At 63.3% G+C, this 21,654-nt stretch carries 20 protein-coding genes; 17 read left to right on the top strand and 3 right to left on the bottom strand.

What is annotated here, in order from left to right; translation table 11 throughout:
* Positions 1-42: 42 nt before the first annotated feature.
* The 6 genes from WBN73_RS02415 (at position 43) to tsaD (ending at position 5,378) form a co-directional block, all read left to right on the top strand.
* Positions 43-1,137, top strand: a complete 1,095-nt coding sequence (locus WBN73_RS02415; protein ID WP_242703353.1) for a carbohydrate kinase family protein — start codon at positions 43-45, stop codon at positions 1,135-1,137.
* An 82-nt stretch (positions 1,138-1,219) separates the two neighbouring features.
* Complete coding sequence (alr, locus tag WBN73_RS02420) at positions 1,220-2,473, top strand: alanine racemase (protein WP_207594204.1); 1,254 nt, start codon at positions 1,220-1,222, stop codon at positions 2,471-2,473.
* Positions 2,470-3,054 (top strand): tRNA (adenosine(37)-N6)-threonylcarbamoyltransferase complex ATPase subunit type 1 TsaE, encoded by a 585-nt coding sequence (gene tsaE, locus WBN73_RS02425; protein ID WP_207594203.1) that lies wholly within the window; start codon positions 2,470-2,472, stop codon positions 3,052-3,054. The genes alr and tsaE overlap by 4 nt, the downstream gene beginning before the upstream one ends.
* Positions 3,054-3,725 (top strand): tRNA (adenosine(37)-N6)-threonylcarbamoyltransferase complex dimerization subunit type 1 TsaB, encoded by a 672-nt coding sequence (tsaB, locus tag WBN73_RS02430; protein WP_207594202.1) that lies wholly within the window; start codon positions 3,054-3,056, stop codon positions 3,723-3,725. The genes tsaE and tsaB overlap by 1 nt, the downstream gene beginning before the upstream one ends.
* 13 nt (positions 3,726-3,738) lie before the next feature.
* Positions 3,739-4,236: a ribosomal protein S18-alanine N-acetyltransferase gene (gene rimI / locus WBN73_RS02435; RefSeq protein ID WP_089595758.1), complete on the top strand. Its 498-nt coding sequence runs from the start codon at positions 3,739-3,741 to the stop codon at positions 4,234-4,236.
* Complete coding sequence (gene tsaD, locus WBN73_RS02440) at positions 4,233-5,378, top strand: tRNA (adenosine(37)-N6)-threonylcarbamoyltransferase complex transferase subunit TsaD (protein WP_207594201.1); 1,146 nt, start codon at positions 4,233-4,235, stop codon at positions 5,376-5,378. The genes rimI and tsaD overlap by 4 nt, the downstream gene beginning before the upstream one ends.
* 29 nt (positions 5,379-5,407) lie before the next feature.
* On the opposite strand, the gene WBN73_RS02445 is transcribed toward tsaD, so the two are convergent.
* The gene (locus WBN73_RS02445) at positions 5,408-6,562 is read right to left on the bottom strand and encodes a glutamate--cysteine ligase (protein ID WP_337339368.1); all 1,155 of its coding nucleotides are present in this window, start codon (positions 6,560-6,562) and stop codon (positions 5,408-5,410) included.
* A 183-nt stretch (positions 6,563-6,745) separates the two neighbouring features.
* Between WBN73_RS02445 and WBN73_RS02450 the strand changes: the two genes are divergently transcribed.
* From WBN73_RS02450 to WBN73_RS02460, 3 genes are all read left to right on the top strand, one after another.
* Positions 6,746-7,894, top strand: coding sequence for a GTP-binding protein (locus tag WBN73_RS02450; RefSeq protein ID WP_337339369.1), 1,149 nt, complete (start codon positions 6,746-6,748; stop codon positions 7,892-7,894).
* 36 nt (positions 7,895-7,930) lie between these two features.
* Positions 7,931-8,053 carry a type B 50S ribosomal protein L36 gene (gene ykgO / locus WBN73_RS02455; RefSeq protein WP_011775528.1) on the top strand — a complete coding sequence of 41 codons (123 nt, stop codon included), beginning with the start codon at positions 7,931-7,933 and terminating at the stop codon, positions 8,051-8,053.
* Positions 8,054-8,116: 63 nt separating this feature from the next.
* A complete protein-coding gene (locus WBN73_RS02460) occupies positions 8,117-8,929 on the top strand; it encodes a shikimate 5-dehydrogenase (RefSeq protein WP_337339370.1) in 813 nt (270 codons plus the stop codon).
* Positions 8,930-8,933: 4 nt separating this feature from the next.
* Here WBN73_RS02460 and WBN73_RS02465 read toward each other — a convergent pair whose 3' ends face one another.
* On the bottom strand, positions 8,934-10,163 hold the full coding sequence (locus WBN73_RS02465) for a class I SAM-dependent methyltransferase (protein ID WP_207594197.1): 1,230 nt from the start codon (positions 10,161-10,163) through the stop codon (positions 8,934-8,936).
* Between the two features lie 67 nt (positions 10,164-10,230).
* On the opposite strand from WBN73_RS02465, the gene WBN73_RS02470 reads away from it, so the two are divergent.
* From WBN73_RS02470 to WBN73_RS02495, 6 genes are all read left to right on the top strand, one after another.
* Positions 10,231-10,593, top strand: a complete 363-nt coding sequence (locus WBN73_RS02470) for a hypothetical protein (RefSeq protein WP_207594196.1) — start codon at positions 10,231-10,233, stop codon at positions 10,591-10,593.
* 193 nt (positions 10,594-10,786) lie between these two features.
* Positions 10,787-11,083: a co-chaperone GroES gene (gene groES / locus WBN73_RS02475; protein ID WP_011775524.1), complete on the top strand. Its 297-nt coding sequence runs from the start codon at positions 10,787-10,789 to the stop codon at positions 11,081-11,083.
* An 86-nt stretch (positions 11,084-11,169) separates the two neighbouring features.
* Positions 11,170-12,783, top strand: coding sequence for a chaperonin GroEL (groL, locus tag WBN73_RS02480; protein ID WP_089595752.1), 1,614 nt, complete (start codon positions 11,170-11,172; stop codon positions 12,781-12,783).
* A gap of 184 nt (positions 12,784-12,967) precedes the next feature.
* Positions 12,968-14,593: a helix-turn-helix transcriptional regulator gene (locus WBN73_RS02485; protein ID WP_337339371.1), complete on the top strand. Its 1,626-nt coding sequence runs from the start codon at positions 12,968-12,970 to the stop codon at positions 14,591-14,593.
* 131 nt (positions 14,594-14,724) lie between these two features.
* Positions 14,725-15,054, top strand: coding sequence for a hypothetical protein (locus tag WBN73_RS02490; RefSeq protein ID WP_337339372.1), 330 nt, complete (start codon positions 14,725-14,727; stop codon positions 15,052-15,054).
* Positions 15,055-15,122: 68 nt separating this feature from the next.
* Complete coding sequence (locus WBN73_RS02495; RefSeq protein ID WP_337339373.1) at positions 15,123-16,253, top strand: flavin-containing monooxygenase; 1,131 nt, start codon at positions 15,123-15,125, stop codon at positions 16,251-16,253.
* Here WBN73_RS02495 and WBN73_RS02500 read toward each other — a convergent pair.
* A complete protein-coding gene (locus WBN73_RS02500; protein WP_337339374.1) occupies positions 16,166-17,143 on the bottom strand; it encodes a DUF389 domain-containing protein in 978 nt (325 codons plus the stop codon). The genes WBN73_RS02495 and WBN73_RS02500 overlap by 88 nt on opposite strands.
* Before the next feature lie 227 nt (positions 17,144-17,370).
* Between WBN73_RS02500 and WBN73_RS02505 the strand changes: the two genes are divergently transcribed.
* Both WBN73_RS02505 and WBN73_RS02510 read left to right on the top strand, forming a co-directional pair.
* The gene (locus WBN73_RS02505; protein ID WP_242703642.1) at positions 17,371-19,428 is read left to right on the top strand and encodes an acyltransferase family protein; all 2,058 of its coding nucleotides are present in this window, start codon (positions 17,371-17,373) and stop codon (positions 19,426-19,428) included.
* Positions 19,425-21,506, top strand: coding sequence for an acyltransferase family protein (locus WBN73_RS02510; RefSeq protein ID WP_337339375.1), 2,082 nt, complete (start codon positions 19,425-19,427; stop codon positions 21,504-21,506). Before WBN73_RS02505 ends, WBN73_RS02510 begins: the two co-directional genes overlap by 4 nt.
* Positions 21,507-21,654: the final 148 nt, after the last annotated feature.

Here is a 21,654-nt window from a genome sequence, read left to right on the forward strand (position 1 = left end):
ACATCTATGCAGCCCACTACGGTGCAGCGTAGTCTGCGGTGCATGGACGCTATGCCCCAGCGACGGTTTGATCCCCTTGCCTCCCTAAGGTCCCCTACGGACCAGCAGTGCGACCTCCTCCTGACCGGAACCGTCTTCCAGGACATCATCTTCACGGGTCTTCCGCACTCGCCTGAGCCCGGCACGGAGATCTGGAGCGAAGGCATGGGAAGCTGCCCGGGCGGCGTAGCCAACCAGGCCATCGCCGCTGCGCGCCTGGGCCTGCGCACCAACCTCGCCGCGACCTTCGGGGACGACGGCTACGGCGACTACAACTGGCAGATCCTTGAAAGCCAGGAACACGTGGACCTCTCGCTGTCCAGAAAGATACCGGGCTGGCACTCACCCGTTACCGTGTCGCTCTGCGTCAACCAGGACCGGTCCATGGTCACCCACGGGCACCCCGCCCCCGTGAGTTCCTCCGAGCTGATAGGACAACCGCCCAAGGCGCTCGCAGCCGTCGCTGACCTGGGTGAGGAACTGGAACCGTGGATGCTGGCGGCGAAGGAAGCGGGCACCAGGCTTTTTGGCGTCGTGGGCTGGGATCCCACGGGGGAGTGGTCCGAAAGGCGCCTGGATCTTTTGGAGAACTTCCATGCATTCCTGCCCAACGCGCCCGAAGCCATGGCCTTCACCGGTAAGGCGGACCCTTGGGCGGCGCTGTACGCCCTGGCAGACCGGGTCCCCGTTGCCGTGGTGACGCTCGGCCCACAGGGTGCCGTGGCGGTGGACTCCGAGACCGGCGAAGAAGAATGGGTGCCTTCCCTTCCGGTGTCCGCCTACGATCCCACCGGTGCGGGAGATTGTTTTGGGGCGGCCTTCATTGTGGGGTGCCTGGCGGGGTGGAGGTTGGGGGACCGGCTCCGGTTCGCGAACCTCTGTGCCTCCCTGGCCGTCCAGGAAGTAGGCGGTTCCCTGGCCGCCCCCGGGTGGGGAGACATCGCCGACTGGTGGCAGCGGGCCAATGCGCGGAAGGAACGCCAATCCAGCCAGTGGCTTCGGCGTTTCGCGTTCCTGGAACCTATCGTCAAGGACATCCCGGCGGAAGCCCAGCGCCGCGCACGGGCGACGATCGCGCATTTGTCGGACGCGCAGTAATGACGCGCAATCCCGACGCGCAGCAGGGAATCGGCTGGCCGGCAGTTAACCCGAATTCACCGGCACCACTAGAATCTCTAGGGTGACTTACGAAGCAGCTGCAGATATCGGTATCGGGTCGAAAGCCTCCATAACAAAGTCGGCGGTGCTGGAACGCTCCGCTGTGATTGACCTCGAAGCCGTGCGGCACAACGTACGTCAGTTCGTCGCCATTGCGTCCCCTGCTACGGTCATGGCCGTAGTGAAGGCGGATGCTTACGGTCACGGAGCCGTCCAAGTGGCACGCGCAGCACTCGACGCCGGTGCCGCCTGGCTCGGTGTCGCGCATATCTCCGAGGCGCTGGCCTTGCGCGCCGCCGGAGTGGATGCCCCCCTGCTCGCCTGGCTGCACACCCGTGAAAGCAACTTCCAAGCGGCAGTAGCCGCCGGCATCGACGTCGGAATTTCCGGCTGGGAGTTGGACGCCGTGGTCGCCGCAGCCCGCGAACAGGAACGGCCCGCACGCGTCCACCTCAAGGTGGACACCGGCCTGGGACGTAACGGCTGCCCCATCGCCGATTGGGACCAACTGGTTGGCCAGGCCATGGAGTACCAGGATCAAGGCCTGCTGCGTGTGGTGGGTATCTTCTCGCACCTCGCTGTGGCTGACGAGCCGCACAGGCCGGAAACCGATGAGCAACTGGCCGTCTTCCGTGAGGCAATCGCCATGGCCGAGGACGCCGGAGTGGACATGGAAGTCCGGCACATCGCCAACACCCCCGCCACGCTGTCCCGCCCGGACTCGCACTTCGATCTTGTGCGTGTGGGCCTTGGCATCTACGGACTCTCGCCCTTCGAAGGGGCAACCTCCGCCGAGCTTGGCCTGCATCCTGCCATGACGGTCCGGACACTGCTGTCCAACTGCAAGAAGGTACCCGAGGGCCAGGGCGTCTCCTACGGCCTCAACTACCGGACCAGCGGGGAAAGCACGCTGGGCCTGGTGCCGTTGGGCTACGCCGACGGTGTCCCGCGCATTGCCACCGGCGGGCCGGTCCGCGTCAACGGCACCAACTACCCCGTAGTGGGCAGGATCGCGATGGACCAGATGGTCATCGACCTCGGAGCGCTGACGCCCGAAGAGGCAGCTTCTTTCAAGGGCGCGGAAGCCGTCATGCTCGGAGACGGTGCCAACGGTGGTCCCACGGCTGACGATTGGGCCGCGGCCGCGGGGACCAACAACTATGAAATTGTTACCCGCATCAGCCCGCGCGTGCCACGCACTTACCTCAACGAGGTAAGTGCGCAGGCAGAGGCCCACAAGGCTGCCGGCCATGCGACAGAGGCGGCAGCACTGTGAGTGAACCCCAATGGGAGCGCACGTTGACGGTCACGACGGCGGAGCAGACGCATGCGCTCGCAGCAGCCGTGGGCGGGGTGCTTGAGGCCGGAGATCTCCTGGTCCTGACCGGCGAACTGGGTGCGGGAAAGACGACGTTCACCCAGGGGCTGGGCGAAGGCCTTGGCGTCCGGGCCGGCATCATTTCCCCCACGTTCGTGTTGGTCCGGATCCACCCCAATCTGGCCGATGGCCCCAGGCCCGGCGGCCCGGACCTGGTCCATGTGGATGCCTACCGGCTGGAATCGGCCGCGGAGATCGACGACATCGATCTGGAAAACACCATGGACACCGCGGTGACCGTGGTGGAATGGGGCAGGGACCGGGTGGAGCACCTCTCGGACAGCCGCCTGGAGGTTGACCTGCACAGGTCAGTTGGTGGGGAAAGCCCGGCGACCGCCACCGCAGCAGCCGGTGACGTCATGGACTTCGATACCGATGACGACGACGAACCCCGCACCCTGGTTTTCCGTGGATACGGTCCGCGCTGGGCCGAAGCTCCACGGCTTCTTGAAACCCCGGCACCAGAGAAAGGCAACTGATGCTGATCCTGGCCATAGACACCTCTGCGGTGGCCAGTGCCGCACTGATTTCCGACGACGCCATGGAAAGCGTGGTGGATTCCTTCGCGACTGAGGACACCCGCAGCCATGCCGAAGTCCTGGCTCCCGGGATCGAAAAGCTCCTGGCCGGAGCGGGCGTCACGGGTGCCGATATCGATGCAATCGTCACCGGAGTGGGACCGGGCCCGTTCACGGGCCTGCGGTCCGGCATTGCGACCGCCCGAACCTTGGCCTTCGTCTGGAACAAGCCCCTGTATGGCCTGATGAGCCTGGACGCGATCGCCCTTGAGGTGGCCGAGTCCACGTCCGCTGCTCCTGAATTCCTGGTGGCCACCGACGCCAGGCGCAAGGAGGTTTACTGGGCGCGCTATACCTTGGCAGACGGCCAACTGCCGGAGCTTGTTGACGGGCCGCATGTGGGTTTCGCATCCGGGCTTCCGGATTTGCCGGTGTTCGGCGCCGGCGCAGGTTTGTACGCCGAGGTCCTGAAGGCCAACGAGGACTTTGCCCAGACCCAACCTGACGCAGCATCGCTGGGCCAGTTTGCCTTGGCCAGGCTCACTGCCGGGCAGGCGCTGCTGGACTCCACTCCGCTGTACCTGCGGGAATCCGACGCGCAGGTTCCCGGGCCCCGGAAGCGTGCGCTGTGAGGGGAGGCGAACTGTGAAATTGTCACCCAAGCTGGAGCTCGCAGGGGTTTCCCTGCGCGACATGACGGAAGCTGATATCCCGGCCGTAGAGACCCTGGAGCGCCGGTTGTTCCCCGTGGACGCCTGGCCGTTGCAGATGTTCTTCGATGAATTGGCGCAGCCCGAGACCCGCCGTTATGTGGTGGCTGAGGTCGCCGGAGAGATCGTGGCTTATGCAGGGTTGATGTGCATCGAGCCGATCGCGGACGTCCAGACGATCGCCGTCGTGCCTGAGTTTGAAGGCAAGGGCATCGGCTCCGCCGTCTTGACCGAACTCATCGACGAAGCCCGGCGGCGCCGGGCGGCTGACGTCCTGTTGGAGGTCCGGGCAGACAACCCCCGGGCCCAGCAACTCTATGTGAGGTTCGGCTTCGAGCAGATCCACGTCCGACCCCGCTACTACCGGGACGGCACGGATGCACTGATCATGCGTCTTGAACTGAACAAACCCCACGAAGGAGACACAGCGTGAGCGGCGCGCATCCGGAACAGCCCCAGCAACCATTGGTGCTCGGCATTGAATCCTCGTGCGACGAGACCGGCGTAGGGATCGTGCGGGGCACCACCCTGCTCACCAACACGGTGTCCTCGTCCATGGAAGAGCATGTACGTTTTGGTGGCGTCATCCCGGAGATCGCTTCGCGTGCGCACCTGGACGCGTTTGTCCCCACCTTGCAGGAGTCCCTGCATGAGGCTGGTGTCACGTTGGACGACATTGATGCCATTGCCGTCACGTCGGGACCCGGCCTCGCCGGCGCGCTCATGGTGGGCGTCTGTGCGGCGAAGGCCTTGGCCGTTGCCACGGGTAAGCCGCTGTATGCCATTAACCACTTGGTGGCGCACGTTGGCGTGGGGCTGCTGGATGCGCGGACATCACCGGATGGCAAGCACGACGCCGGTGCTGCCGCCGGACTGGGTGCCGGAACGTTGCCTGAAAATCTCGGAGCCCTGCTGGTATCGGGTGGGCACACGGAAATCCTGCGGATCCGGAGCATCACCGATGACGTTGAGTTGCTGGGCTCAACCATCGACGACGCCGCGGGTGAAGCCTATGACAAGGTGGCCCGCATCCTTGGCCTCGGCTACCCGGGTGGACCTGCCATCGACAAACTGGCACGCCAAGGCAATCCCAAATCCATCCGCTTCCCGCGCGGCCTCTCGCAGCCCAAATACATGGGTACGGCGGAGGAGAAGGGCCCGCACCGCTATGACTGGTCATTCAGCGGCCTGAAAACGGCGGTGGCCCGGTGCGTTGAACAGTTCGAGGCCCGTGGCGAGGAAGTGCCCGTGGCGGATATCGCCGCCGCGTTCCAGGAAGCCGTGGTGGACGTGATCAGCTCCAAGGCGGTCCTCGCCTGCAAAGAGCACGGCATCACCGATGTGTTGCTGGGTGGGGGAGTTGCAGCCAACTCACGGCTTCGGGAACTGACCGGGCAACGCTGTGCGTCGGCCGGGATCACGCTTCACGTTCCGCCGCTGGACCTTTGCACGGACAACGGTGCCATGGTGGCGGCCCTCGGTGCCCAACTGATCATGGCCGGAGTTGGACCGAGCGGAATAGCGTTTGCGCCGGATTCCTCCATGCCGGTAACTACGGTTTCTGTGCCTGCCTAGGTTAGCGCCCAAGCAGGCACAGTCTCCACCTACGAGGCGTCCGGTCCCTTGCGCATTTGCTGAACGAGGTCCATGACCACTGCCTGCAGGTCCCCGTTGTGCTCGGCAGCAATACGCCGTTGGCGCTGGTAGCTGGCTCCACGTTCGATGATCTTCAGGACGTCTGCCAGTTCCTCGGAGCAACCCAGCTTTTCTGCCACAGGTTCAAGCCGCGCAACGGTTTCTGCAAGGTGTTCGGTGACCAGTTGTTCGTTGCCCTCGGCGTCGAGGATGATGATGGCTTCCATGCCATACCGCGCGGCACGCCACTTGTTCTCCTGCACATGCCATGGCGGCATGGTGGGGATGCTGCCGCCGGTGTCCAGGATGGAGGAGAACTCGTCCACGAGGCACTGGGTCAGCGCCGCAATGGCGCCTACTTCTTCAAGTGTGGCCAAGCCATCACAGATGCGCATTTCGATGGTGCCCAGGTTTGAGACGGGGCGGATGTCCCAGCGGATCTCTGACGTTGAGTCGATGACTCCGGTGGTGAACATGTCCTGGACGTAGGACTCGTACGCCTCCCAGGTTTCGAACTGGAAGGGCAACCCGGCGGTAGGGAGTTGCTGGAACATGAGGGCACGCTGGGAGGCGTACCCGGTTTCTTCCCCTGCCCAGTAAGGGCTGGAGGCGGACAATGCCTGGAAGTGCGGGAAGTAGTTGACCAGGCCGTCGAGGATGGGGAGGACTTTGTCCCGGCGGTCAATGCCTACGTGGACGTGGACGCCGTAGATGACCATTTGGCGTCCCCACCATTGGGTCCGCTCAATAAGTTTGGCGTAGCGCTCTTTGTCCGTGACGGGCTGGAGCAGGGGAGGGCTGAAGGGGTGGCTGCCTGCGCAGAACACTTCAACGCCCATGGGATCGGTGACTTCGCGCACCGCGGCGAGGGAACGGCCAAGGTCCTCTTTGGCGTCCTTGACGGTCTCGCAAATGCCGGTGACAAGTTCAACGGTGTTGAGGAGCAGCTCGCGCTTGATGTGGGGGTGTTCGTCGTCCTCATTGAGGTCCGGGTGGTTGGCGGCGACGCCTTTCAGGACATCGTTCGCCACCGATACCAGTTCCCCGGTACGTGCATTGACGAGCGCCAACTCCCATTCCACACCCAGTGTCGATTGCCTGGATGGCGCAAAATCAATCTGCAAGTAGTCCCCTCAATTTGTACTTTCCGGCCTTGTGTTGTGTCAGCCGGGCACGGTTCCCCGCTGCGGGGCCGCCAGCGGTCGGATCAAGTCTAATGCAGCAGGAACACCGGTGATATCGACAGGAACCGACGTCGCAGCATGCCGTCATTTGCTAATGAGAACTATTCGCATTAGACTCGAGCCATGCACCTCACAGTCGTCAGTTCCCTGGACAGCCAATGCCGGGAGGCAGCCGCCGCAAGGCTCGGCCGAACCCATGAGAACTCCGTGGTTGTCCTCCACGATCTCCTGGACGGTTCGTTGGTCCTTCGACGCGTCTATCGGGGCGGTCAGCTGTTCGAACGCGAAACCACGGTCCTGGAGCATGGTTGCCTCAGCTGCACCGTCCGGCTTGACGTAGTCCCGACGGCGGAACGCCTCGCCGCCTGCGGCTTCGACCACGTGGTCCTGGGCCTCCCGCCGGGAGTTGCCGCAGGCGTGGCCGTCGCAGAACTTCGCCGTGGACTCAGCCAGCCGGCTGTCATGGACAATGCGGTGCTGGCCATGGACCCGGCGGATTTGGATGACCACATCTGGGACCGACACACCCTGTTCGAATCCGGGTTCACCTCCATGCCCCAGGATGAGCGCACCAGTGGCGAATTCCTGATTGGTGAGTTCGGCCAGGTGGACACCGTGATGGTTTCCCCGGGTCTGGGAGCGGTATTGACCGGGGATCCGCGGGAAGGATCGGAGGCGTGGCTGGTCGGCTTGGAACTGCTGGGCCAGTTGGCGCCCCATGCCAATGCCGTCGGCTCGGCCGGGGAATTCCGGCCGGGTTGCTTCGACGATGCTGAAGCAGCGGCACGTAACCGGCCCGGCGTCGTGCGTGTGCCCCTGAGTGAAACACCTGGTCCCTTCCGGACCGTGCTGCACAAAGCGGGCCGTCCCCTTCACCCCGGACGCTTCCGGGATGCCCTGCCACAGCTGGCCATCGGTACGCACTGGCTGCGCGGCCGCTTATGGATCGCCTCCGCGCCCACGCGGCGGATCGCCGTCCAGGGCATTGGCCCCAGGGTCTGGCTCGAAAGTACCGGGAACTGGCTGGCCGACTCTGCAGGGTCCGGCCATGGCGAGGCAACCGCAAAGGCCGGCGCCGACGTCGACGCGTTCCTGGACTGGCACCCACACCACGGAGACCGCGGCACCGTGCTTGCCATCACCGGACGCTCAGAGGACATCGACCCCACGGAAATCCGCGAGCTCCTGGATGGCTGCCAACTGACGGAGGCCGAAATGACACTGGACTCCGGCGTCTGGGACGACCCCCTGGAACTCAGCGACGCCCTCTAAATCGAAGACCCACACCCACATCAAAGGAGAAACACCATGAAGGTCAGGAATTCACTGCGTGCCCTCAAGAAGATCCCCGGCGCCCAGATCGTGCGCAGGCGGGGGCGTACCTTCGTCATCAACAAGAACAACCCCAGGATGAAGGCGCGCCAGGGCTAACCCGCGGCAGGGTAAAAGGTGCAATGAATACACGGCTCTACCAACAGGGCGTTTAATGGGGGAATGCCAATCCTGAACAAAGACATGTCCCTGTGCATTTCGCTTGCGGCCCGGCCCAGCAATATCGGGACCAGGTTCCACAACTATCTCTACGATCTGCTCGGCCTGAACTTTGTTTACAAGGCATTCGCGCCCACTGACATCACCCTCGCGGTAGCGGGCATCCGCGGCCTCCCCATCCGGGGTGCCGCGGTGTCCATGCCGTACAAGGAAGCCGTGATCCCGCTGGTTGACGTGATGGACCCTTCAGCCAAAGCCATCGATTCGGTGAACACCATCGTGAACAACGACGGCGTCCTCACTGCTTACAACACGGACTACATCGCCATTGCCCGGCTCCTGAAGGACCACCAGGTTCCCAGCAGCCACACTGTCCTTCTCAGGGGTGCCGGAGGCATGGCAAAAGCAGTTGCCGCAGCGCTCCGGGACGCAGGGTTCACCGCCGTCACTATCGTGGCGCGCAATGAAACCACTGGACGAGCACTCGCGGATCTCTACGGATTCGGGTGGCAGGACGACGTCAACGGCTCAACAGCGGACCTGATCATCAACGTCACCCCGCTGGGGATGGCGGGTGCGGATGAGACCGCGCAGTCCTTCGACGACGCCACGGTCGCCGCTGCCCAGGTGGTCTTCGACGTCGTAGCGCTGCCTTCTGAGACGCCGCTCATCACCGCCGCCAGGAACTCCGGCAAGAAGGTCATCACCGGTGCCGAGGTCATCGCCATCCAGGCCGAAGAACAATTTGTGCTGTACACGGGTGTGCGCCCCAGTGCCGGGCAGGTCCGCGAAGCCTCGGAGTTCTCCCGTCGATGAGGTGCTAGCCGGTCACCGGCTCCACCACAACAGCCACTCTTTCCTCACCGATCCTGGTGAGGACCAGGGTGGCTGTTTTTGCGTCCTTGCCCTTTGATGGTTTGGCGGGAAGCAATTGCTTGCGCAGCTCCTCGGGAGTCACGGCCGTGCCGCGCTTCTTGATGTCCAGCACGGTGATGCCGTTGGCCTTTACCCACGTCTTCAAGGCCTTGACGTTGTAGGGCATCACCTCAAGCACCTTATAGGCCCGGGCAAACGGAGTGTCGTGCAGTTCGGGCGCGCAGATGTAGGCGATGTGCTCATCCACCAGGTGCCCGCCCAGCCTTTCGGCGATGTCGGCTACCAGGCCTGCGCGGATGACTGCGCCGTCCGGTTCGTATAAGAAACCTTCAACAGGCCCGACGGCGGCTGCGGGACCTGCGTCGAAGTCTTCGCCGCTGGTGATTTCAGCGGCGCCCTGGCTGCCGATGACCAGGGCCGCCCGCCGCACGCCGGGGCGGGCTACGCCGTTGAACCAAAGGGTCACTTCGGTGACGTCCCCGCCCACCGAGACCCATTGGGCCTCACAGCCTGAGGGTACGGAATCATGGGGGATGCCGGGCCCCATTTTGACGCCAATGGCACGTCCGGTGGCTGCCAGCTTCTCCACGAAGGACAAGGGGGGAGAGAAAGCCTCAGGGTCCCAAATCCGCTTGGTCCCCGACGTGGACGTGGTGCGTCGTGCAGGATCCAGCCACACGCCGTCGATCCCGTCCAGCTCCACGGACGTGGCATCCGAGTGCACCACGGTGGCGTGCGGGAACGGGATGAGGTTGATGGTGGCGCAGGCAGCAGTGGTTTCATCCATTTCAACGGCTGTCACTGAGATGTCCATGGACGCCATCGCCATGGAATCGGCGCCGAGGCCACATCCGAGGTCGGCCACATGGGAAATGCCGGCCTTGGCGAAGCGTTCGGCATGCCGGGCTGCGACGTTCAACCGTGTGGCCTGCTCCAAGCCGGCCTGGGTGAACAGCATTTGCCGCGCGAACTCGCCGAACTTTGCCTCGGCTCGGGTACGCAACCGTGATTGCGTCAGGACTGCGGCCACCAACTCGGCGGAGTGGCCGGCTTTGCGGAGATCCGCGTTGGTGCTGAAAGCGTCGGCCTCGCGGTAGGGCCCCAAGGAGGCCAGGAGTTCCCATCCTTCAGTGGTCAGCAAGGGTGCGATCTGTTCCTGCGGTGCGTGAGGCATGGAATCAAGCCTAACGGCGCGGCACTTGACAACGTGACGGGCGAATCAGCCGGATAGGGTTGTTTTCATGGAAGACACCGCAGCCCCGCAACCCTCCACCATGATGAAGTTCGCGCGACCCGCCCTCATAGCGGGGGCCGTGATCGCTGTGGTCTGCATCGGCTTGCTGATCATCATCTTCGCGTTGGATTCCTTCAACGCGGCCACCTATTCCGTCGCCGGCAAGAGCGTCAATGATGCTACCGACGAAGCACGGGACATCCGCGAGCTCTACAGCGGCGCCCGCACCGGTGGGATGATCACCCTGGTGATTTCCGGCGTCGTTGCTGTTGCGGCCGCTGTGCTCCTGTACCTGAACCGCGGCAATGCCCCGCTGGACGAGGATGACGACGGCCAGGACTATGACCTGGATGACCTCACGGGACGGTGAGCTGCGTTCACCCATGACGAAATGCTGGCACTCACCTTGACCGAGTGCTAACGATTTACATAGAGTCTAGTTAGCACTCTCCCCCGGAGGGTGCTAATAAATGCCAAGCGTCTTCCGGCACCGCGACGGCGGATGTACGCTCCGGCACCCTAGTTCTTAGTCCATGAATCAGCTCATGAAAAGGAGAGTCCGAGTGTCGGTCTCGATTAAGCCTCTTGAGGATCGTATTGTTGTTCGCCCGCTCGAAGCAGAGCAGACCACGGCTTCCGGCCTGGTTATTCCGGACTCCGCACAGGAAAAGCCGCAGGAAGGCGAAGTTGTTGCAATCGGCCCCGGCCGTTTCGATGACAACGGCAACCGCGTACCGGTTGACGTAGCTGTTGGCGACGTCGTCATCTACTCCAAGTACGGTGGAACCGAAGTCAAGACCGGCGGCAACGAGTACCTCGTTCTGTCCGCCCGCGACGTCCTTGCGATCGTCGTAAAGTAACTTCCCGGAGCCCCGCACCGCCGTCGCGTTGGAAATCATTTCCGACCGTCAGCGGTGCGGGTTTTCTGTCTTGAAAGGACACAACCATGGCAAAGCAGCTTGCTTTTAACGATGCTGCCCGCCGGTCTCTTGAGGCCGGTATCGACAAGCTCGCCAACACTGTCAAGGTGACGCTTGGCCCGCGCGGCCGCAACGTCGTGCTGGACAAGAAGTGGGGCGCTCCCACGATCACCAACGATGGCGTCACCATCGCGCGTGAAGTTGAGCTTGACGACCCCTACGAGAACCTTGGCGCCCAGCTGGCCAAGGAAGTAGCCACCAAGACCAACGACGTCGCAGGCGACGGCACCACCACGGCCACCGTGCTGGCACAGGCTTTGGTCAAGGAGGGTCTGCGCAACGTTGCCGCCGGCGCCGCTCCGGGCGAGATCAAGCGCGGCATCGAGGTTTCCGTTGAAGCCGTCGCAGCCCGCCTCCTGGAGAACGCCCGCGAAGTTGAAGGCACCCAGGTTGCGAGCGTCGCAGCCATCTCCGCGCAGAGCGACGAAGTCGGCGAGCTCCTCGCCGAAGCGTTCGGCAAGGTGGGCAAGGACGGTGTCATCACCATTGAAGAGTCCTCCACCACCCAGACCGAGCTGGTCCTCACCGAAGGCATGCAGTTCGACAAGGGCTACCTGTCCCCGTACTTCGTCACCGACGCAGAGCGCCAGGAAGCCGTCCTCGAGGACGCCCTCATCCTGATCAACCAGGGCAAGATCTCATCGCTGCAGGACTTCCTGCCGCTGTTGGAGAAGGCACTGCAGGCCAACAAGCCGCTCTTCATCATCGCCGAAGACATCGAAGGCGAAGCCCTCTCGACGCTGATCGTCAACCGCATCCGCGGCACCCTCAACGTTGTTGCCGTCAAGGCTCCGGGCTTCGGCGACCGCCGTAAGGCCATGCTCCAGGACATCGCCACGCTCACGGGCGCCCAGGTTGTTTCCCCGGACCTTGGCCTGAGCCTGGACACCGTTGGCCTTGAGGTACTCGGTACCGCACGCCGCATCACGGTGACCAAGGACAACACCACCATCGTTGACGGCGCCGGCACGGCTGAGGACGTGGCTGACCGCGTTGCCCAGCTGCGCGCTGAGCTCACTCGGACGGACTCCGACTGGGACAAGGAAAAGCTGCAGGAACGCCTGGCCAAGCTGGCCGGCGGCATCGGCGTGATCAAGGTTGGCGCTGCCACCGAGGTTGAGCTGAAGGAAAAGAAGCACCGCATCGAGGACGCTGTGTCCTCTACGCGCGCAGCTCTCGAAGAAGGCATCGTTTCCGGTGGCGGTTCCGCCCTCATCCACGCCCTCAAGGCACTGGACGAGTCCCCGGCCGTCAAGGCACTGGAAGGTGACGCAGCGGCTGCTGTGGGCATCGTCCGCCGCGCCCTGGTTCAGCCGCTGCGCTGGATCGCCCAGAACGCCGGTTTCGACGGTTTCGTTGTTGTTGCCAAGGTGTCCGAGCTCGAAGCCAACCACGGCTTCAACGCCAAGTCCGGCGAGTACGAGGACCTGATCGCCGCTGGCGTGATCGACCCCGTCAAGGTCACCCGTTCGGCTCTCCGCAACGCCGCTTCCATCGCTGCCCTGGTTCTCACCACCGAGACCCTGGTTGCCGAGAAGCCGGCTGAGGAAGAGGACGCACACGCAGGCCACAGCCACTAGCAGCCTGTTTCACTGGAGCCCCGGTCACGTTCGCGTGGCCGGGGCTTCGTGCGTCTTGGAGGCTGCCGGCAGGCACGCCTTCTCCAGCTATTGTGAGCGTTCGACGACGGCAGTAACCTGACGCTTATACGGCGGCTTGGGTGCGCCAACCGGGCTGTTCCCGGTCGCGGGATGAGTAACGACTATGCCGGCCACAACCTTGGATCTCGGACGCTCGGCGTTCTTCGAGCATCGCTGGAGCGATGCCTTGGACTGCCTCGCCCGGGCGGATACCGAAGGCGGCCTGCCTCCCCAGGACATTGAGCTTGTTGCCTCGGTTGCCATGCTCCTGGGCAAGGAATCGGAAGGTGTGGCCTATCTGACGCGGGCACATGACGAGTACGTGACTATGGGGGACATTGCCGGAGCTGCCCGCTGCGCTGCGTGGCTGGTCCTGTACCTTATGAACCTCGGGGAACCCGCACGTGGTTCCGGCTGGTTATCCAGGGCCAAGCAGTTGGTGGATGGGATGGATGACCCCACCGAAGCGGAGGGCTACCTTTTGATCCCATCGGCGCTGGGCGCGCTGTATGGGGGAAACCCGGAAGCCGGCAACGAGCTTTTTGGCCGTGCCTTGGCTGTGGGGCAGCGCTTCCACGACCGGGACCTGACGGCCTTGGGCCAGCTGGGCGTGGGTACAGCACGGATCGCGTTGGGTTTTCCCGCTGAGGGCCTGGAGTTCCTGGACAACGTCATGGTTTCCGTCACCGCCGGCGAAGTGTCGCCCATTCCGTCCGGCATTATCTACTGTGCAGTCATCGGAAGCTGTCGCCTGACCTTGGACGTCAAGCGTGCCCACGAGTGGACAGCTGCACTTGCCCGGTGGTGCGGACAGCAACCGGACATGGTCATGTTCAGCGGGCAGTGCCAGTCGCACAGGGCCGAACTGTTCATCCTCCACGGTGCCTGGGAGGATGCCACGGCCGCACTCCGGATCGCCCAGGACCGTTCCCGCCATGGCGACCCGGAAGCAGTCTGGGGCGCGTGGTACCTCCAGGGCGAGCTGTTTCGCCTGACCGGCCGTGACGATGAAGCCATGGCAGCTTATGCCAAGGCCGCTGAGACCGGATTCGAGGCCCTGCCGGGGCTGGCACTCGTCCTGGCCGGGCAGGGCAAAGAGCCACAAGCCCAGTCCATGCTTCGCCGTGCCCTTTCCCTTTCTGACCCAGCCAACCGCCGTCGACTCCTCCCCGCCGTCGTCGACGTCGAACTTGCTGCCGGAGACGTCAAGGCGGCTCGGGCCGCCGCAGACGAGTTCGGGTCCCCGGAAGGCGGCGGCATGCCCCTCGAGCAGGCGCTCGCTGGCCAGGCGGAAGCCACTGTGCTGCTTGCCGAGGGCAAACCGCACGCTTCCCTGTCAGTGGCGAGAAAGGCGTGGCGTCTTTGGTACAGCCTGGAGGCTCCGTACGGCGCGGCCAGTTGCAGGGTCCTGGCGGGGCGTGCTTGCTCGCAGCTGGGAGATCCGGACTCGGCTGCCATGGAGTTTGAAGCTGCCAAAGATGAGTTTGCCGATCTCGGAGCGGCGCCTGCAGTGGCCCATGTTTTGGAGCTCACGGGCGAGAAGCGTCAGAACAGTTCTCCGCTGACCAGCCGTGAGCTGGAAGTCTTGCAGCTCGTTGCCAGTGGCCACGCGAACCGTACCATCGCCAGGGAGCTGTATCTCAGCGAAAAGACCGTGGCCAGGCATGTCAGCAACATCCTGTCCAAACTTGCTGTGCCGTCCAGGACCGCCGCCACGGGCTACGCCTTCGAGCATGGCCTGATCCACTGAACCCCCGTCACCTCCCGCACCGTTCCACAGGACCCTCTGTCACCTGCTGCGCAGAAATACCCATACCGTGTGGAATCGAATGCGTCATTCTGCCGACGCGACGGGAGGGGCTGGGCTCATAGCTTGGCCCTATGAACATTCCACTGCTTGCCGGCACCGTTTCAACCGTGCTCTTCGCCGCCAGCATGCTGCCCATGCTTCTCAAGGCGGTCCGAACAAAGGATGTGGCGTCCTACAGCCTGGGGAACATTGCCCTGACCAACATCGCCAATGCCGTGCACTCGTTCTATGTCTTTGATCTTCCGGCCGGCCCTGTATGGCTTCTGCACGCCTTCTATGTGGTGGCATCCGCACTGATGCTCGCGTGGTGCCTGCGGTACCGGAAGACGCCCGAGGCCGGGCCGTCTGAGGTGCACGAAGCCAGTCCAGCGGAGGTTCACATACCGCATGGGGTGCATTGACCGGTTGGACCAAACAACAAGTTGGACCAAACAACAAAGGATCCACTGCAACACGAAAGGAGCGCATCATGACATCGAACCAACTTCAAGAGGTAGACACCGTCATCGTGGGAGGTGGCCAGGCCGGGCTCGCGCTCGCATACTGGTTGGCCAAGGAAGGCCGTGACTTCCTCATTCTGGATCAGCACGGAAGGCCAGGGGATGCCTGGCGTCAACGCTGGGACTCGCTCAAGCTGTTCACACCCGCCAAATATGACGGGCTTCCGGGTTGGCCTTTCCCAGGAGACCGTCTTGCCTTTCCCACCAAAGATCAACTGGCTGACTATCTGGAGGAGTATGTGCGTCGTTTTGACCTCCCCTTCGTGTCCCATGTCCATGTGGAGGAAATCAGCTCCGAGGATGGGGGGTTTGTTGTCGCGGCAGGGGACCGGCTCTGGCGCACGCGCAACGTGGTGATTGCGACCGGCGGACACCATCTTCCGAAACGGCCCGCTTTCGCAGGAGAGCTTGATCCGGACATAGTCCAGCTGCATTCCCAGGCCTACAAGAACCCAGGGCAGTTGAGGGACGGAACAGTGCTGGTGGTAGGTCTCGGAAACTCGGGAGCGGAGATCGCCCTTGACGTTGCAGGGTCGCATTCCACCGTTCTTGCAGGAAAGCCAAGCGGCGAAATGCCCATGAAGCACGGCCGTACCGCAGCACGTTTCGCCCTGCCAATAGTGAAGTTCCTTGGCGTCCGGGTCCTAACGCTCAACACGCCGATCGGACGCAAGGCCGCCCCGGGCTTCAAATCCATGGCGGCGCCGCTGATCCGGACCAAGACCAAGGACCTGGCCGCAGCGGGTGTGCAGCTGGTTCCAAGGCTGGCAGGGGTTTCGGAAGGCTTGCCGGTCCTGGAAGACGGGACAAAGGTGGAGGCCACGAACGTTATTTGGTGCACGGGGTATCAGGAGGAGTACTCGTGGGTGAAACTGCCGGTCTTTGACGAACAGGGAGAGCCGAGGCAAACCAGGGGAGTGGCCGAGGACGTTCCCGGCGTGTTCTTCATCGGTCAGGAATTCCTCTTCGCGGCAGCCTCGGCAACACTTCCCGGAGTCTGTCGGGACGCCCGCTACCTGGCCCGCCGGTTGGCAACGGAGCGGCGTCCGGAGCCCGACGGTCGCCGGGCCAAGGAGACCCGCATGCCGACGAGCCGGTAGAACACCAAGACCGCAGCCGCAGCTGACACTATGCCCACCAGGTTGAGTGCCAGCTGCATCGCTGATCCGGCCGCCTTGCTGTATTCACCCAGAACCGCCGCAACGGCGACGTATCCTGCAGCCGGAACAGTCGTGACGGAAATAAACACACCCACCAGAGCTGAGGACCGGTGGCTGATCATGGACAGCATTCCCGCCGCTCCAGCGAGTGCGGCCACGATCAGCGAGTAGGGACCCGGATGGTAGATGAACTCCACGGCTGATCCCCGATCCAGTGTGTCCTCGGGAAACAATCCGAGGGGCACTGAGAGCCAGGCTGCAACGGCCGTGACCAGCATCGCGAGGGGAAAACCGACACCCAGGGCGAGCATCGAGGCACGTACCAATCGCCACTTACGTTCCACCAGCCCCACGGCCAACGCAGCGAGCGGTCCGAACTCGGGTCCCACCACCATTGCGCCCACAATCGCGATCGTTGAATCGGTCACAATGCCGATCGCCGCCAACTGGGCCGCTATGACCAAGAATGCCAGGAAGCTCCACGTCAGTTTCGAGTCCTCGCCGGTTTGCCTGGAAACCTCGTCCCAAATGACGGCGTCGGCCGATTCTCCGGGGGCGGCTGCCTCAGCGTCGTCAGCGCGTTTGGACAGGACGAGGTCCGGCGACGATATGGAGATGGAGCCCAGGTCCGGAACCTTGAGCCCATGAAGCCGCTCGATCAGTTCTTCCGCGGATTCCCGGGCCAGCTGAACGGTGATCACGTCGCCAGGTGGCACCACAGAAGCATCTTTGTGGACGGCCACCTCGGCGGCTCCGGTGTTATCGGTGCAACATTTCACGACGGCCTCGGACAACTCCGTTGGCACGCAAAGGCGCAGCTGCACGATCATGGATTTCCTTCCTCCGACCCGGCTCCAGCGTAGTTGCATCACGTGCGCTTGGCTGTGATTCGGGCACAGGCCACGCACAGGCAGGACTGGGAAAATGCATAGCTGGACCTGGGCTAATTGACCTTCGGAAGACGGTCCACGAGATGGTCCCGACTGGGGTGGGGCCGCTGAACCGCGTATGATTGATGCTTTGTGCCACAGCTTTTGAGGAACTGCCTAACGTGACTATGCCAACGATCCCAGCCCCTGCCCGCGCCGGCAGGCGGTCTTCCGGACCCGTTGCAAAGTCGAAATTCCGCCCCGAGATCCAAGGCCTCAGGTCACTGGCCGTCCTGATGGTGGTCAGCTACCACATCTGGATCGGACGGGTTTCCGGCGGCGTGGATGTGTTCCTCCTGATCTCCGCCTTCCTTATGACGCTGCAGTTCACCGGCCGTTATAAACAGGGCCGGCCCATGGACCTTGTGCGTCACTGGCTGCACCTGTTCCGGCGGCTGCTTCCCGCCGTGGTGGTGGTTCTTCTGGCCACGCTCGCGGCGACGTTTGCCTTCCTTCCGCCCACCCGGTGGGTGGAGGTGGTCCACCAGGCGTGGGCCTCGCTGTTCTACTTCGAAAACTGGCTCCTGCAGGGCCTGGCTGTGAATTACTATGCAACCGACCACAGCCTCGCCAGTCCGCTCCAGCACTTCTGGTCCCTCTCCATCCAGGGCCAGGTGTTCATCCTGTGGCCGGTCATTTTCGCCACCGTCGCAGTTCTTTGCCGCCGGTTCAGTTTGAGGTACCGGGCAACTCTCGCGTATGTCTTTGCGATTATTTTTGTCCTCTCCCTCACCTACTCCATCATTTTCACGGCCACCAACCAGGCTGTTGCCTACTTCGATACGTTTGCGCGCCTGTGGGAATTCGCCCTGGGCACATTGCTGGCGCTGATTCTTCCGGGTTTGAATTTCTCCAAGCCAGTCCGGGTCATCATGGGATGGATCGGCGTGGCCGCCATGCTCAGCTGCGGCATCCTGCTGCAGGTACAGACGGCATTCCCCGGCTTTGTTGCCCTGTGGCCCACTCTGGCTGCTGTTGCCGTGATTGCCGCCGGCCAAACCGGGAGCCGTTTGGGCGTGGACAGGATCCTGAGTTCTAAGTTCCTGGTCCGGCTGGGCGACAACTCCTATGCCCTTTACTTGTGGCACTGGCCCATCCTGGTGATCGCCCTGGCATGGAGCGGCAAGGATCATGCTGGCTGGCTGTCGGGAACCGTCATCATCGCCCTGTCGCTGGTGCTGGCATTCCTGACCACCAAGTATGTGGAGAAGCCGTTCCGGGAATGGAAGTGGCCCGAGGTCAAGCGCCGCCGTTCGGCCATCGCCATCGCGGCCTGCCTCGCCGTGGCGTGCACGCCGCTCTTGGGGTTCCAGTACAAGCAGGACATGGACCTCAAAGCCGCTCAGGCCCAAGCGTTCAACGACAACCCCGGTGCCCACGCTCTGGTCCCCGGTTACGTGGATCTGGTCAGCGATGGCGCCAAGACGCTGCCCACCGCCGAGCAACTTCCGGAAGATTGGGCAACGCTGTCGGGTCCGTGCGAGGGCGATGCCAAGCCGGAGGACAAGCAACTGCGGGACAAGTGCCAGCAGAATGGCGTGGGGGAGGACGCCGACAGGGAAATCCTGGTGTTGGGCGACTCCCACTCCCAGCAGTGGCTGGCCGCGCTTGGCCCCCTTGCCGAGGCTGAACACTGGAAGGTGACTGCCCTCTTGCTGGGCGGATGCCATTTCATGCCGGAGAACCCGGATGCCGATGCCGGTTGCAATGATTTCAACGCCGCCGCTTTCCGCTACGCAGCGGAGAAGGCGCCTGACACTGTTTTCATGGTGGGAACCATGGCGTCCCCGTCGTCACCGGACGAGCAGTTGGTGTACGGCTTTGAGCAGACGGTGACCAACTTCAATGACCTCGGAATCGAGGTGGTGGCCATCCGCGACAACCCCCGCTTTGATTACAACGTCACCGAATGTGCGTTGTCCAAAGGCGTGGACAGCGCCGATTGCAGGTCCGACCAACCCGAGGTCCTGGCCGCGGAGAGCCCCTTCGCAGCCGTGCAGGGAACGTTTGGCAACGCAGCCTTCCTGGACATGACCGACCTCCTCTGCGACGGCATCACCTGCCCCAGCGTGGTGGGAAACGTGTTCGTGTATTTGGATGACAACCACCTGTCCAGGACGTACGTGACCAGCATGGCTGAGATGTTTGAGGAAAGGTGGTTTGCCGCGACCGGGTGGCAGCGATGATGGACGCTCCAACTGCGGAGACGGCACCTGTTCAGGAGAAACGCACGACGGCGAAGCCCGGCTTCCGCCCGGAGGTCCAGGGTTTGCGCGCCTTGGCTGTGCTGATGGTGGCCGCCTACCATATTTGGCTTGGCCGGGTCTCCGGCGGTGTTGACGTCTTCCTGCTCATTTCGGCTTTCCTGCTGACCTTGTCCTTCACACGCAAACTCGAGAACGGGAAGCCACTGAGGCTCCTGCGGCACTGGCTGCACGTTTTCAAGCGGCTGCTGCCCGCCGTCGTCGTGGTCCTGTTGGGGGTCCTGACCGCCACTTGGGCCTTCATCCCGCAGAGCCGTTGGCCGGATGTCCTGGCTGAGGCCTGGGCATCGCTGCTCTACCGACAGAACTGGCAGCTGGCGGACACCGCTGTGGATTACTACGCCCAGGACCACTCGGGAGCGAGCCCCCTCCAGCATTTTTGGTCCTTGTCCGTCCAGGGCCAGGTGTTCATCCTGTGGCCCTTGGTCTTTGCCGCTGTTGCCTTGATCCAGCCGCAGTTGGCCAAGCTCTTCCCGGGCCGGAAGGCCATAGCCCACCGGACGCTCCTCGTCGGGGCCTTCGGGGCCGTCTTCGTGGCATCACTGATGTTCTCCATCGAGCAGACCACCAACAACCAGGCAGTGGCGTACTTTGACACCCGTGCCCGCCTCTGGGAGTTCGCATTGGGCTCGTTGCTCGCCCTCGCTCTTCCGTACTTGAAGCCCCAACGCCGGCTCCGCGTCTTCCTGGGGTGGGCCGGTATCACCGCCATGTTCGCTTGCGGTCTGGTCCTCACCGTGGACCGCTCCTTCCCCGGGTTCATCGCGCTCTGGCCAACGCTTGCCGCGGCGGCGGTCATCATCGCCGGGCAGAGCACCAGCCGTTTCGGCGTGGACCGTATCCTGAGCTCGCGGCCGCTGGTCCTGGTGGGGGATAACTCCTACGCCCTTTACCTGTGGCACTGGCCGGTCCTGGTGTTCTTCCTGTTGGTCTCCGGGACCACCACGCCCAACCTCCTGCAAGGGCTGGGGATCATGGCCTTCTCCATGGTGCTGGCCGTTGCCACCACCAAATACGTGGAGGTCCCCATGCGCCGCTGGAAGTGGCCCGACGTGCGGTCCTGGCGTGCCGCCGTCGTGATTGCCGCCTGCGGTGCGCTGCTGGCGATCCCCGTTACTGCCTGGCAGGGTGCCATCGCTTCCGAAAGCGCGGCGATCGCCGGCCAGCCCAAGGAGCTGACCCCGGGGGCAGCCGCATTGTCCCCGGAGTTCATGGGGGAACCCACCCAGGAAGCGATGATCATCCCGGCGCCGGCAGCGATGAAGGACGAATGGGCAGACATTGACGGTCTGTGCAGTGGGGACAACGTGCCCACGGACCCTTTGCTGGAGGGCTGCCTCCAAAACGATGAACCCGAGGAAGTGACCAAGGAGATCGTGGTGCTTGGTGATTCACACGCCCAGCAGTACATGGCTGCACTGGGCCCCATCGCCAAGCAGCACGGGTGGGAAGTGGTGACGCTCCTGAAAGGCAGTTGCCGGTTCGGCGCCGAGTCCCCTGAACGGTCCGACGAATGCAACGAGTTCAACAAGGCAAGCGCCGCCTACGTCATGGAACACCAACCGGATGCTGTGTTCACGGTAGCGTCGTTGACCCATGCCACAGCGCCCTTTGAGACCGAAGTCCCTGGCTACCTTGAAGGCATCCGGCCTTTCACCGATGCAGGCATCGACGTTGTGGGCGTCCGAGACAACCCCCGCTTCAGCATCAACATGCCGGAGTGCGTGCAGAAAAAGGGTCCTGATTCGCCGGACTGCAACGCCCCGCTGGAAGAGTCCCTGGCCGCGTCGTCGCCGTTGGACGACTATGTGGGCAAAGTGGACAGGCTCTACCTGATGGATATGAGCGACTTCATCTGCGAACAGGGCACTTGTCCGGCAGTGGTGGGCAATGTCTACGTCTATAAGGACGATAACCACCTCACCAAAACCTATGTGCAGAGCATGATCCCCATGTTCGAGGAGCGTCTCCTTGCTGCCACCGGGTGGTCCGGCGGCTAAGTCCAGTGCTCTTGCTCACACTGGGGCGTCGCGGAATATGGCGATCGGCGCGGAGGTTCTAGTATTTATCCAATACCTTCTGCACAGGCCAGTCCCGTAATGACGGGCTGGTCATCAGTTGCAACCCCTACCAGTTAAGCCCCCAGAA

The sequence above is a fragment of the Paenarthrobacter sp. CCNWLY172 genome, assembly GCF_037402035.1.
Taxonomy (GTDB): domain Bacteria; phylum Actinomycetota; class Actinomycetes; order Actinomycetales; family Micrococcaceae; genus Arthrobacter.